Origin of the sequence: Pectobacterium betavasculorum, from assembly GCF_000749845.1 — a bacterium.
Lineage (GTDB): Bacteria > Pseudomonadota > Gammaproteobacteria > Enterobacterales > Enterobacteriaceae > Pectobacterium > Pectobacterium betavasculorum.
The window spans coordinates 62146-75796 of the sequence record NZ_JQHM01000005.1 but is presented as its reverse complement, the minus strand read 5'-3'; the positions used below and the strand labels follow the sequence as shown (position 1 = coordinate 75796).

Annotated in this window: 14 protein-coding genes; 1 reads left to right on the top strand and 13 read right to left on the bottom strand. The window is 51.3% G+C overall.

What is annotated here, in order from left to right:
- Positions 1–248 precede the first annotated feature (248 nt).
- A complete protein-coding gene (locus KP22_RS13315) occupies positions 249–1298 on the top strand; it encodes an asparaginase (protein ID WP_039304896.1) in 1050 nt (349 codons plus the stop codon).
- Between the two features lie 92 nt (positions 1299–1390).
- Here the strand turns inward: KP22_RS13315 and KP22_RS13310 are convergent, their stop codons facing one another.
- From KP22_RS13310 to KP22_RS13250, 13 genes are all read right to left on the bottom strand, one after another.
- Positions 1391–1945, bottom strand: coding sequence for a hypothetical protein (locus KP22_RS13310; protein WP_039324694.1), 555 nt, complete (start codon positions 1943–1945; stop codon positions 1391–1393).
- Complete coding sequence (locus KP22_RS13305; protein ID WP_039304901.1) at positions 1942–2475, bottom strand: carbapenem self-resistance protein CarG family protein; 534 nt, start codon at positions 2473–2475, stop codon at positions 1942–1944. The genes KP22_RS13310 and KP22_RS13305 overlap by 4 nt, the downstream gene beginning before the upstream one ends.
- On the bottom strand, positions 2465–3331 hold the full coding sequence (locus tag KP22_RS13300) for an SUMF1/EgtB/PvdO family nonheme iron enzyme (protein WP_072012582.1): 867 nt from the start codon (positions 3329–3331) through the stop codon (positions 2465–2467). Before KP22_RS13300 ends, KP22_RS13305 begins: the two co-directional genes overlap by 11 nt.
- Positions 3325–3603, bottom strand: a complete 279-nt coding sequence (locus KP22_RS13295; RefSeq protein ID WP_039304904.1) for a 2Fe-2S iron-sulfur cluster-binding protein — start codon at positions 3601–3603, stop codon at positions 3325–3327. Before KP22_RS13295 ends, KP22_RS13300 begins: the two co-directional genes overlap by 7 nt.
- The gene (gene carD / locus KP22_RS13290; RefSeq protein WP_039324692.1) at positions 3603–4733 is read right to left on the bottom strand and encodes a carbapenem biosynthesis protein CarD; all 1131 of its coding nucleotides are present in this window, start codon (positions 4731–4733) and stop codon (positions 3603–3605) included. The genes KP22_RS13295 and carD overlap by 1 nt, the downstream gene beginning before the upstream one ends.
- A gap of 54 nt (positions 4734–4787) precedes the next feature.
- A complete protein-coding gene (locus KP22_RS13285; protein WP_039304910.1) occupies positions 4788–5609 on the bottom strand; it encodes a TauD/TfdA dioxygenase family protein in 822 nt (273 codons plus the stop codon).
- Between the two features lie 14 nt (positions 5610–5623).
- The gene (gene carB, locus KP22_RS13280) at positions 5624–6376 is read right to left on the bottom strand and encodes a carboxymethylproline synthase (protein WP_039324691.1); all 753 of its coding nucleotides are present in this window, start codon (positions 6374–6376) and stop codon (positions 5624–5626) included.
- Between the two features lie 2 nt (positions 6377–6378).
- Positions 6379–7890: a carbapenam-3-carboxylate synthase gene (carA, locus tag KP22_RS13275; protein WP_039324689.1), complete on the bottom strand. Its 1512-nt coding sequence runs from the start codon at positions 7888–7890 to the stop codon at positions 6379–6381.
- A gap of 180 nt (positions 7891–8070) precedes the next feature.
- Entirely contained in the window at positions 8071–8805 is a 735-nt protein-coding gene (gene carR / locus KP22_RS13270; RefSeq protein WP_039304919.1) for a carbapenem biosynthesis transcriptional regulator CarR, read from the bottom strand.
- A 422-nt stretch (positions 8806–9227) separates the two neighbouring features.
- A complete protein-coding gene (locus KP22_RS13265; RefSeq protein ID WP_039304922.1) occupies positions 9228–10643 on the bottom strand; it encodes an FtsX-like permease family protein in 1416 nt (471 codons plus the stop codon).
- Positions 10640–11332: an ABC transporter ATP-binding protein gene (locus KP22_RS13260; RefSeq protein WP_039304926.1), complete on the bottom strand. Its 693-nt coding sequence runs from the start codon at positions 11330–11332 to the stop codon at positions 10640–10642. The genes KP22_RS13265 and KP22_RS13260 overlap by 4 nt, the downstream gene beginning before the upstream one ends.
- A gap of 8 nt (positions 11333–11340) precedes the next feature.
- The gene (locus KP22_RS13255; RefSeq protein ID WP_039304929.1) at positions 11341–11820 is read right to left on the bottom strand and encodes a hypothetical protein; all 480 of its coding nucleotides are present in this window, start codon (positions 11818–11820) and stop codon (positions 11341–11343) included.
- A gap of 12 nt (positions 11821–11832) precedes the next feature.
- A complete protein-coding gene (locus tag KP22_RS13250) occupies positions 11833–13578 on the bottom strand; it encodes an alkaline phosphatase (RefSeq protein WP_039324687.1) in 1746 nt (581 codons plus the stop codon).
- Positions 13579–13651 lie beyond the last annotated feature (73 nt).

Below are 13651 nucleotides of genomic sequence, written 5' to 3'. Positions count from 1 at the left end.
TAGCAGTAGTCAGTGTCGAATTAACGATCCCGTTCTACTGGCACGGGATCATGTTATTTGGAACCGTTGCCAATCCTCATCAATGACTGAGTGCTCACCATTGCGGTGCAATACAGCCGCCAACGCCCCACGCCGTGCACCAAACCAAAGACTATCCGCAATTAATTAGCTGACTAACAGATGAGTTAACATTGGTACAGAAGTTGCTTTTGTTCTTGTATTCCCATACCAAAAACAAGGACCTGCCAATGCAACTCTCATTTATCGCCCGCACCATCACTGCCGCTTGTCTGATGCTGTCATCTCATGCGCTGCTGGCCGATGACGTCAAACCTGGCGTCACTATCTACGCTACCGGCGGCACTATTGCCGGAAAGGCAGAATCCAATACGGCGACGACAGGTTATAAAGCAGGCGCTATCGGCATCCAGGAATTATTAGACGCCGTTCCGGCTATTGGTGATGTTGCTACGGTAACAGGCGAGCAAATCGCCAATACCGCTAGCGGAAATATCGATCAAGCGATTCTGCTAAAGCTATCCAAAGCGATTAACAAACAGTTAAGCGATGCAAATACGCACGGCGTCGTCGTTACTCACGGCACTGACACGTTGGAAGAGACAGCGTTCTTTTTGGATCTGACAGTAAAAAGCGAAAAACCGATAGTCGTTGTTGGCGCAATGCGTCCCGCTACCGCCATCAGCGCGGACGGATCCATGAACCTACTGGAAGCCGTCACGCTGGCAACCAGCAAGAACGCGGAAAAACGCGGCGCGCTGGTGTTACTGAACGATCGCATCGGTTCCGCATTCTACACCACCAAAACCAATGCCACGTCGTTGGACACGTTCAAAGCCAATGAACAAGGCTATCTGGGTGCATTCTACGGCGGCATTCCGCGCTTCTTTTACCAGCCAGCCGCCCCCGAAAATAAACCGTTCTTTGACGTAAGCAATAAGGACACGCTGGCGAAGGTCGACATTCTGTACGGCTATCAGGATCAAGACAGCGGTCTGCTAAATGCCGCCATTGAACAGGGTGCAAAAGGCATTATCATCGCGGGTAGCGGTAACGGCTCCACGCCCACACGTATCAAAGAAGACATCAAGAAAGCGGTAGCGAAAGGCATTCCGGTGGTGATCAGCACGCGCACCGGCAACGGCTATGTGACCGAGAAGAAGAAAGACGGCGCGATCGGCAGCGGATTCTATAACCCGCAAAAAGCACGCATTCTGCTTTCACTGGCGCTGTCTAACGGTGACAGCATCGAGAAAATCAGCACCTATTTCGAGCAGTAATCGCAGGGTAAGCCGTAATAGTAAGGTATCCCGCAGTGTCAACCTGTCGGGATACTTTTTATAAACAACGTGTTACATCCAATACAGTCGCGTCAATAATCCAGCTCCACCGGCACGGGGTAGTCCTGCAATTTTGCTGCCCCGCCCAACGTCTCACGGATCGTGGCTGAATAGCGCGTGTTTTCCATTCCACCGACGAGATTATCAAGCTCGCTAAAAGCAAAACGTAATGAGCGATTGTGAGCCCAGCTTTCCAACGGTGCCAGGCGATAGGTGAAATACACCACCGTCAATTCCTGATTCACGCGATCGATGTTCTCAATGCGGCTCACCTGCATACGGCCATAGCACAGGTCGCCATATTGTCGCCAATTCTTCTCACCGACAGGCGACAACCGATATACCTTTCCTGTTCCTTCAGGCGTCGCGTATGCCAACCCCGCTTCCACCAGCGCATGCAACCGTCCACTGTTCCAGGGAGAATCACCTTTAGGACTATGAACCGGCCACTGCTTCTCGCCCAGACACAGCGGTGGTTCCGCATCGAAAAAATCCTGCACACGCTGCTGGTAATCCTGCTCACTGAGCTGCGCCAGCGCACCGAGGGGTGACAACAGGCCTAAAGCGACTAATACCGATATTTTCATTTTGCCAACATCGCCTCATTCACTTCCTTGTAGGCCTCATCGACCGATTGGTAGGTATGTTGCGTTACCACACGCTTGCGTTCCGACCATTCATAGAGTGGTACGCCCGGATCGTCACGCGAGAATTTAAAATCGTAAATCGTTAAAATGACTTTTGTCGGATCAAAGACGTTTTCCCCCTGCTTCCTTGCTGTCACCAGAAAGTAGTGCTTTCCAGCCAGGAACAGTCGATTGTCCCGCACCAGAAAATCCGCGGCGGCGGATAGTCGATAGTCGAACCAGGTAAACGTATTGCTGTTAGCAACCGGCATAATGCTATGCCCACCATCTGGACGTCGAACAAAAAAGGTCATCCCGAGATTAGGATGCGAGGTATTGTTGTCAAACTGGGCAACAACGACATAGTCGTTCTTGCCGTCCTGATTGAGATCCAGTCGATTGATGCCGTCTTTCAATGTCACAGGAGAGAGTGCAGCAGCCGTGCTGCTAATGGCACAGAGCACCAGCCACCCTACGAATTTATTGACCATCAAGTGTCCTTACTAGTCGAAAACCAATATCCGGCATGAAAAAACCGGGCGTGTGCAGATCGCAGCTTGCCAGACTGTGCGTGCGTTCCAGATAACTTCCGCCGCAAAAGTAGTACATGGTTTTGCCACCTTCCACCGCATAAGACTCATTCAGCCACTCGGACACATTGCCGCTCATATCGTAAAGCCCCAGAACATTGGGGCGCTTCGAGGCCACAGGCACCGTGCCGAATGATTGAGAGTCAGAAGGAAAATGCGCCACACTGTCCGGCTGTTCACTGCCTGCATAGCGCTGACCGTAAGTGCCGTCCGTCAGCCCCTTCTTTCCGCCTCTGGCTGCCATTTGCCATTCAGCCAGCGTCGGCAAACGGTAACCCGACGCTTGCGGGTTCTCGCGTATGTGTTTGCCATTATCGTCTTCCGGCACACTCTTCAACGTCTTACCATCGATAGTGAGATAATAGGGTTGCAGCCGCTGCCGTTCGCTAAGCGCATTGGCAAAAATCACCGCATCCCACCACGACACATTCGTGACGGGATGAAGGCCGCCATCCTGTTCAGGCGACAGGCAATCTTCGAAGGTTGCGCCATTACAACCACCGCTGAGCTGATAGCCGTGCGCTTCCGCCCACTCCAGCAAAGCATGGTACTGCTGATAGGTGATTTCCGTTTTCGTCATCGCAAAAGACGCAACAGCGGTGTTGGCATGAGCGGCATAGTCCTCAGAACCAAAGACAGAGCCAACATAGAAATTACCGCCTTTGACAATGACCTCATCCGAGGCAGCAAGCACTCCCCGAGTGGTCAAAATAGTAAGGGCATAGCATAGCCCAACGATTACCGTCTTCTTCAGCATGAGGATACAGGTTCAATTTCGAGGTTAGAGAGTGGTACGGAGCAGCAAGGCAGAATGTAGCCATCAGCCATATCTTTACGCGAGATCCCACCAGAATGATCCATGTTGACGTTGCCGGACGTCAGACGCACTTTGCACACACCGCAGTAGCCAGAGGCACAGCGATAAGGTAGCTCGACCCCGGCTTCATAGGCGGCACTCAGTACGCTTTCATTCTCCGACATGGGAAAATCGATAGCGGTATCACGAATATGACAGTGAAATTTTGACATTATATCCCTCCAACGAGACGGCGCAGTAGCTCCTTCTGCAAGAGCTTATTTTCCTTTTTGAAGGTTGCCGAGGCAACCGCGTTCTCTTCGATCCGGCGGAGTAAATAGGGCAACGACTTATCGAGCGGGCCATAAGGCAGGTATTTGCAAACGCGAAAACCGGTTTGCAGTAACGAATAAGTAATATGATCGCCCAAGCCATAAAGCTGCCCTACCCAGGTGCGTCCTGCACGTAGTGACTCACACTTCATAATCAAGGCGAGGCTTTCCTCGTTATGCGTGGCAAAAAACGGGACGATACGATCCAGACGCTGCGCAATATAGTCCACTGCCGCGTTATAACTACGATCCGTTTCCTGCTTGGTCGCAAAACAGCGCTCACCTCCGTTCACTCTTTTCTCTTCTTCCAGATAAGCGCCGCGCACCACTTTAACGCCAAACAGGAAGTCATCCTGACAGGCCCGCTGATAACACGCCTCAAGGAAACGCAGTTGATCCTTCAGATAAAATTGCAACGTCAGCGTGATAACCGGACTATCGCGGTTAAATTCACGCATCATTTCCAGCACCAAATGGTCTACCGCGGGCTGAATCGCCGTCTGCTCTGCGTCAACCATCACACGCACACCATGAGAACGAGCATAATCGAACAAATGTGAGAAGCGCGCGACGATGCGTGACCACGCACCAGCCGATTCTTCATCCAGCGCCAAACCTTCACTTTGTCGGGCATACACGGCAACATGACCCAGCGACGAAGGTTTGATCACGACAAAAGGCAGGCTATCCGTTTGTTGCGACATCTCGATAAGACGCAGCGTATTTTCCATCGCATTATCGAACTGCACCTCATCATTTTCCCCCTCAACGGCATAGTCCAGCACGCAGGCAATACCAGAGCGCGCCAAAAAGGTTGCCGTGCTCTGTACTTCTTCCAGCGTTTCGCCACCGAAGTAAATACTGTTAACCAAAGAAAAAAGACGCCCCCGCGGCCGTGTAAGGCATTTTTTCAACGTAAAAAGTGACAGCCGACGTGTCAGCTTGTGCGTCAGCGTTGCTGTCGCACAGTATTTAAAAAACAGGGTCCTTGACGTGTAACGATTATAGATAGCGTAAAGATCGTTATGCATGATGGTTTCAGATCCATATCAATCCGGCACGTTTTCGCGCCGGAATCATGAGAGTTAGATATCGGCTGTTTGTCCGCGATACAAACGACGGACGATATCGTCATCGTTAAACTCTTCGCGCTCATGAATGACACGGCGGTTGTCCATAATCAGCAAATCGCCATCTTCCCAGAAGTGTTTGTAGTAATAGCGCGGCTGTTTTAAAAATGCCCCAAGCTCCTGGAAGAAGGTGTGAGTTTCGTGATCGGTGAAACCCACAATCCGCGGCTCCCAACTGGCAGGTTGCCCCTCGTCAAACGGGAAATAAATCAGCATCTTTCTGACCCATCCCAGATCGGTGAAGACCGGAACCTTGAACCAGCCATCTGGTGAAACATCAACGTAATAGCCCCGTTCCAGAACACGCACCTCGAATGTCTCCTCTTCCAGTACGCGCAGCAGGTGAGCAGGCATTTCCTGACAGGCCAGAGCATGGTCGCATACCGTCGTCGCACCACGGAACTTGACGTTTTTAATCTCGGCGGCGTAAAGGAAAACCTGATCCACTTGAGACAGCAGCAGGCCACCGTCAGCGTGGAAAGGGAGTTGACCGCGACCGGTGACGATTTTTCCTTTTTCCCCTTCCAGCTTCAAGGTATCGCGGTAGCCGAAACCTACGCCGATTTTCTCATCCGCATACTCCACGATCGTACCGTACGCCGAGTAGATATCGCGGAAGGTATCGCCATCAATATCGAGGTTTTTAACAACGACAAAACCCTGACGCATAAGCAAATTTTTAATCGTTTCTGTCTTGGCTTCCAGAAAGTCGCGATGATCGATATATGCGCCAAAACCGGATGCCATGACAGGATTAAACCTCACTATTTCGCTCATTTTCTTCCTTATCCTCAGTATTTTTTGCCAAGCACATTTTTGAAATGTCCCTGAGCGTCACGAGCCTGGAACGCTGCCTTATGAACAGCTTTGGAAGCGTCACGGGTTTGTTCCAGTAGTTGGATGAACGGCTTGTTGACCGCTCGTTTCGTATTGATAAATGCAGAAGCCGGATAGCTAGCCATCACGTGCGCCTGTGTGATGGCGGCATCCAACAACGAGGTGCTCTCTACCACCTGATTAACCAGCCGATAATCCATACAGCGGGGGGCATCAAGCGACTGGCACTGGTAAATAATCTCCTGCATTGTGCTGAATCCGTGGGTAAAACCCAGGATGGCGGCACCGACCGAGCAGCCAATACCATGCTTGAGTTCAGGCATGACAAAATTTGCTGTCGATGCCATCAGCCGTTGGTCGAACATTAGAGCAAACTGAAATCCCATGCCGATCGCATAGCCGTCCACTGCCGCGATAGTCGGTTTATTCACGTTTAGTACAGCCTGATACAGATCAATCACCCGGTCGATCCACGCTTCGATGTCCTCGCTACGCGAAAGCTGCTTGACCTCGTTGAAATCTCCGCCGGCGGAAAAGGAACGTTCTGCCCCGCCATACACCACGACAGCCTGTACGCTGTCATCGGCATTGGCACGTGCCAGTGCGTCTTTCACGCTGGTTTCCAGTGAGCGACTAAAGGGGTTATGCTTATTAGGATGATCCAGCGTGATCACCCGAACCCCACCGGAATTCTCTTCCAAAACCATAGTTAATCCTTTTTAATCAGTTCTTTAAGCTGAGATGGCGTCACATCTGTAATCGAGAGACGGCCACGGAGGAAGGCTTGATAAACACGGTAGGTGAAGCGACTTTTGGTCTGGTAGTTATCAACTGTTGAGCCAAGAACATTCGCAAAGGCTTGATTCACGGAGGAACCTTCATGAATGCCGATTTTCTTGCGCCAGACAATGTCTTTCGGCAGCAGTTGAAGCGTATCGGCGTATTCGCGCAGGATGTTTTTGACTTCGTTGTCGTAAATCTTGTAATCAGGATTTAGCGCATGGCACAGCGTGATTAAAGAGTGGCTCCAGAAGGGGTGGCGAATATCAATGCCGTAGCGGGAAGCACCGTGAGTGGCAAACTCACCCGTCCAACGCGTCCGGTACACTTGCTCGGCAAGTAGTTGATTCGGATTGTCATAATGCGCTCCCGGTTTCAGTATGCCGCCAAAGAGCAGGTCGGAACCGTATCCGGTGAGCATGCAGGACACCTGTCCCTGTGCCTGACGATAGACATTGAACAACCCTGATTGGATTTCAGCAGATAGGCCGTCAAATATTTCGTTGTAATAGATGGATTCGATGATGCCGTTAATGACCTCGGTTTCGGACAGAATTTTTACCTGATGGCGCGTGCCGAGCGCATCCGCAACCTGCTGAGAAAACTCAAACTCATTGCTGAGTTCCGTACCAATCGAATAGGTATTCAACTGCTTGAAATGACGACTGGCGAGCGCCGTTACCAGGCTGGAATCCAAACCGCCGGACAGCGGAATACCTACCGTATCAAACCGCTGTGCCACATCCTCAAGCGGCGCATTCAGGTAACGCTCAATCAATGCCAGCAGCGGTTCACGCGGGAGCGCCAGCAAATGGTTGCTGGCAGGCGCGGTGAGCGTATGGCTTTCAACGAAGGGATAACCTTCACTGTCATGGGTAAGGACATGTGCCGCCCCTGGCTTGAGGCGTTGAGCATTTTTCACTGGCGTATAGGTATCCGCACGCATCAGCGACTGACACACCAGTTCCTCTTCTTCAAACCACAGCGCATTCTCACCTTCTGCCGCAGTCACCAGTTTCAAACTGTTGGTCACCCAGGTTTTTTTGCCCTGTACAACATGAATCGGTGAGAAACCACGCGACTCGGTAATCACCGTCAATTCGCCGTTTGGTTCATCAATGAAAAAGCAGAAGTCACCTTCAGCCAGCGCCAGCGCATTCGCTCCCAGACGAGTAAACAATAACGCCAGCAGCTCAGCATCATTCGCCAGATAAGCTTCGCCTTCCCACACCCCGGCCAATCCGATCAGAAACGTCCGATTGTATAGCGCCCCCACCAGGTAGGCCGACCCTCTTTCCATCTCACACTTCTGATAATGGCCATTCTGTTCGATAAAAAGATAGCCATTAGATAATGCTTCGCCCTTTCCGTCGAAGTCGCGTTGGATATTATTTATATCGGCATCAGAACCTTTATAAACAACGCAAAAACTATTGCTCACAGTAATAACCCTTACCTTAATAACAACATGAGAGAAAATAACGTTTTAATTCGTCACATATCATAGGAAAGGCAAAGGTAAATATTAACCGTGTAAAAGTTCAGCTAACGGATTTCTTTTAGATAGGGAGTCACTATTCTTTTGGATAGGTTCCTCCCTATTGGCAATGATTGATACAGACTAACGGGCGTCCATATGCTTCATTATTACAGGTTCACAAGGGGAGTGGAAAAGATTTAACTCTAGTGCTTTGGTTATAGCATGGCGGGAATTGATAACATCCAATTTACGGACTGAGTTGTTAATGTGGAACTTAACGGTGACCTCACTAATACCTAATATACGAGAAACCTCTTTGTAAGTTCGCCCACTACTCACCAGGAAAAGCACTTCGGTTTCACGCGGGGAGAGTAAAGCATTTCTTGAGTTATCGGGTGGTTTGTCTTGGTCGTTGATAGCTCGCTGATAGGCCATCACTTTTTCATGTACGTTCACAAGCAACATCTGCAAATCATTTTCATGATTCTTCATACATTTTTCGAAATTCGCATCTTCCAAATGGTTCGCTATGCTCAGTGTCGCCACATTATTATCATGGTCGTGCAAGACAAAGGTATAACCTGAACTTATATCGTGCTGTACGGAAGAAATAAAGACATCCTGATTCTTCGCTCTTAGCATCACAAGATCGTTATCATCCCAGGAAAATGGCGTGATACGGACTAATGAGGCAACAATGATAGGGTCACTCAGAAACATCTCTTTTTTTATATATTCCTTCATCCATTCTTCTGGATAGTTCGAAATAATATAAGGCTGGCTGGTAGAGTTTTTACTCATCATAAAATAAGAAAACCATACATCACCGATGCCTTTCAACTTCCTTTTGATAAAGGAATGGATTTCGCGGCCCATATTACGCCCTCTTACCGACTTTGCTCAAAGATTAAAAAAACCTGCTATTTCCCAGAGAGTAAATATAATTATTTTTAGTTATGTCAGATATAATCACTACGATTTAACAAGGCCGAAAGTTATCAATTAAGATACAAATAGTCAACATTTTATACACATAGAGTGATGCATTAATAATTAACATGGTTATTATAAATAACAGCATTATTCTGCATGAAAAATAATAGTAATACGGTCACTGTACGTTATTTACACGCCACGAGCAGGTCACCTACCGTATGAGCGCAGTCAATCTTCCTCCGTAAAGGAACCGGGACATATGTGCAAGTGGGAAGGAAGGAAGGAAGGAAGGAAGGAAGAACAGCACCGGACGTAAAGCAACACGTCCGGTGTAAGGCTGCTAACTTAGGGGTTTACCGCGCTTATTCCCCACGCAGTGCCGTTGCCGGAGACTGACGGTAGGAGAGCATGGCCGGAATGGTGAGGACGACAGCGGCAACCAGCAACAGGAGCAGAACGAAATGGATATCTTCCCATTCCAGCGTCACCGGCAGGACAAAGCCGCTTTTCTCGCTCATCACCACCGCAATCGCACGGGCAGCAAGGTAGCCCAGACCGACACCCACTAGCACGCCGACGCTCACCAACGACATCAGTCCGCTCCAAATCAACGTGAAAATGCCGTAGCGCGGTGCGCCAAATGCGCGAAGTGCCCCGATCTGTTTCTGCCGTTGCCGCAGGTGGATAACCGCGACCATCGCGACGGCGACGCCCACTAATCCCTGCGTCCCCAGCGAGATATAGGTCAGCAGTTCACGAATATCGCCCAGCATCGAGTACAGCTTCACCAACACTTCACCGGGGAACACCGCCAGCGTGGTGTTGCTGCGATACAGCGAGCGTAGTTGATAAGCGCCAGCGATCGTTTTCGGTTTCACGACAATCGCAGGCAGTCCCGCCTGATGCTTGTGCTCATGTGCTTCCACATCGCTATGGTCGTCATCATGTGTAGCCGTAACCGGATGCGCGGCATCATCATGATGCTCGCCATCTTCAGTTGGATGTGCATCATTGTGATGTTCATCAGCATGTTGATCGCCTTCCACATGCGCGGTTTCATCATGCGTATGGCCGTCATGCTCATCTGCGTGATCATGTGCACCTTGTTCATTCGCATCATGGTGGTGTTCATCGTGATGCGCCTCATCTGCATCATGCGGTGGATGGATCCCGTGCACCCGCCACACGGCATTTACCGGCACCAGAATCGCTTTATCCCACGCGCTGCCGTCCGCTGGTAGCACGCCGACAACGGTATAGGTAACATCATCGTGTGCATGCGCACCTTCCGTTCCCACCTGACCATGAATCGGGCTAAATTTACTCCCCACAGTCAGCCCCGTTTGTGCGCCGACCACGGCCTCAAAACCGTCGTTGAACAAGCGTCCGGCGGTGAGCTGTCGCTTGCCGTTATCGGTGACCAACGGCGGCGTGGTGCCGATAATCGGCATCCCCTGATAGAAATCACCAAATGCGACTGGAGCCGCCCACGCGACCAGCGGGTTCTTCTCCAAATCCGTCAACACCTGCGCAGGAATCAACGTCAGGGCAGACGGTTGCAGGAACACCGACGACAGCACCAGTTGGGTTTCGCTCCCCGGCGCACCAATCACCAGATCGAAGCGGTCGGCTGCTTTGGCACTGCCCATACGCAGCGCCCTTTCCTGTAAACTCACCGAAATACTTAACGCTGTCGCCATCGCGATCAGTAACACCACAACCAGCACACCCGGCCAGAGCCGCCGCCAGTCTACCCAGATAAGACGCCATGGAATCATGCCCGATCCTCCTGATACAGCGTGTCCGCCACGAGGCGTCCTTTTTCGAGTTGAATACAGCGCGACATCTGCGATGCCAAACGTGCATCGTGCGTAATGGCAATAAGCGTGGCACGGCTCTCACGCGCCAGCGTCACCAGCAAGTCAGCGATCTGCTCACCACTTTGTGCATCCAGACTCGCCGTCGGTTCATCGGCGACGATGATGTCTGGATTACTGAGCAAGGCTCTCGCGACCGCAACCCGCTGCTTCTCGCCGCGTGATAACACCTCAACGGGGCGTTTTCCCGTATCCAGCCCGACCTGTGCCAGCAAATCTCCCGCCCGCTGCCTGAGCGACGCAGGTATCCGCCAGTGATGGAACTGCGCAGGCAGCAAGATGTTCTCTATCGCATTCAAACCGGGAAAAAGATGGAAATCCTGCATCACCAGCCCGATATGTTTTGCCCGCCAGCGGTCACGCTCCGCTTCATTCAACTGCCAAATGTCCTGCTTTTCCCACTGCACCTGACCCGTTCCACTGTGATCCATTCCAGTAATGGCATTCACCAACGTGGTCTTACCGGAGCCAGAAGGCCCCATCACAGCGACCCGTTCGCCAGAACGAATCGACAGCGCGGGAATATCCAGCACGGCCTCTGACGTATCGGGGAAGGTCACACTCAGGTGTTGAATCAATAAACCAGCCATTAGCGCTCCTAAAGGGTATCGAACGTCGCTTCACGCAGTCGCAGCAGGCTGACAAAACCCGTTTCAGGATCGGTCCACGATCCATGCTCCAGCACGCCTTCCACCTCAATCATGGTGTTGTTCTGTACGAAGGTCTGACGCTTGGCGAGATAGACGACAACGATGTCTTCTGGCCAGTCCGCATCAGACGAGCAGAAGGGGCACAGCGCCATCGGCATTTTGGTTAAGACAAAGAATTGTGACTCTGCCTTGAGCGGGGGTGCCATAAAGCCGTGCATCTTTACCCGTTTACCGGAGAGCGCTTTGACATCATTGGAAAATTCCAGACCCAGCACGCCGTAAGAGGCATACAGCTTATCGAAGGAGAGTTCAGACTGCGCCGCGCTCACCGGAGCGATACCACCGAGGAACAGAAGCACCAGCACCGCACGCAGCCAAGAGAATAAAAGCGGGGTTGCCCCCGCTTTGCTACATTTCGCATTATTCATAGCGTCGTAGGGTTACTTTTTGTCTTGCGGTTTCACCGCCAGTGCATCAACAATCACGCGGAACAGATCGGTGTTTTCCATGTAACCACGAATGCGCTCAGCACCCGGTCCGCTCGCCTGAATCACCATATCGTCAACGGCATGAACGCCCGTATCGGAAGATCGTGGCAGGATCCCTTCACGGAATACCGCACCTGGTACTTTCTCGTAGGCTTTGTTGGCAACGTATTCATCTTTTTCGTTCTTGATGGCAGGAACAAACTGGTTATCCAGCTTCGGACGGAACGTTTCGTAATAGTCCGGGAAGTTATTGAAGAATACAGCCAGACGTTTGGAGACGTTCAAATCATCCGGGTAGCCGTCTTTGTTGGCGTCTTTGTAGTTCGGGTAGCCTGCATCTTCATACACGCCGACTTTCTCACGCATCTCGGTGCCAGGTTTGCTGTCATCTATCGTACCGATGATAGACAGACCGTGCGTATGGTCACCCGTGACGATAATCATCGTATCTGGGTTTTTCTCCACGAACTTCTTGGCTATCGCGACAGACTGATCCAGCATGATGGTGTTAGTAAACGCACGCTCCCAATCCAGCGGGTGAGATGCTTTGTCGATCAACGCGGATTCCACCATCAGGAAGAAGCCGTCTTGGTTTTTGGACAGCACATCCAGCGCCGCCTGCGTCATTTCAGTCAGATCAGGCTGGTTGGGGAATTTCTTGGCTACGTCGTTTTTCAGGAAACGACGATCCATCACACCATCCATATTGCCAGTGTGGAACAGCCCCAGCAGCTTGGTGGCCTGTGACGCGTTTTTCTTCAGTGAATCCGCATCGGTAACCAGTGAGTAACCCGCCTGCTGGAATTTCTCAACGTAGTTGGTTTCGTCTTTACGCTTTGAACCCGGCGTACTTTTCGGCAGGAAGTAAGCAGAACCGCCGCCCAACATGACCGTAGGCTGAACGTTGTAGAACATCTCAACGATTTCGGCTTTATCCGCACGACGACGCGTGTGAGAGACGACCGCCGCTGGCGTGGCGTCCTGAAGTTCAGCATCGCTGACGACGCCGACCGACATCTTGGTAGAACGGGTTAACAGCTCACCCAGCGTTTCTTGCTTCGGGTGATCCAGTGAATTTTTGCTACGGCTGACGTACACACCCAGCGCATTCACACCGGACTTGTGACCGGTCATGTAAGCACTCATGGTGTTGGCGCTGTCGGCCGCGATGGAGTCAGTGCTGGAAGTACCGCCAAACGCCATATATTGCAGGTCATCAATCGCCAAACGACCATCCGCTTTGCCTTCCGTCACCCCTTTGGACAGGATGCGCGCGCCAGTGCGGTGCGCAACGGACAGGCCATCGCCGATGAACAGAATCACGTTTTTGGCTTTACGCGTACCGGACGCTGAATAGACGTCCCAGTTCACCTGGGTCTTTTTGCCTTTGGCTTCCGCTTCTACCACATACTTGCCCGCTTCCGGCAGGTTGACGTCTCGCAGCCAGACAGTGGAGGCGTTGCCGCCGTCTTCACGCTCAACAAACGAGGCCGTTTTGCCCAGCACCTGCTGGTAATCTTTGCCGTTGATCAGAATGCGAATATCTTGCGGCTTGAGTACTTCATCAAACTCGACTTTAAAATCGAATTTCCCGCCTGCCAGCATGGTGGCGCGGTCAATGGGATAAATGGCCTGAGCCTGCACCATTCCTGGCAGCGCAGCAGACATCAGTAAAGGCAGTAACCAGCGAGCTTTCATTGTTATGTCCTTGGTTGCGTAGTTTAGCAGGACATAACGTAGTTACCTTTTTTTACAGTTTGATGAATTTCAC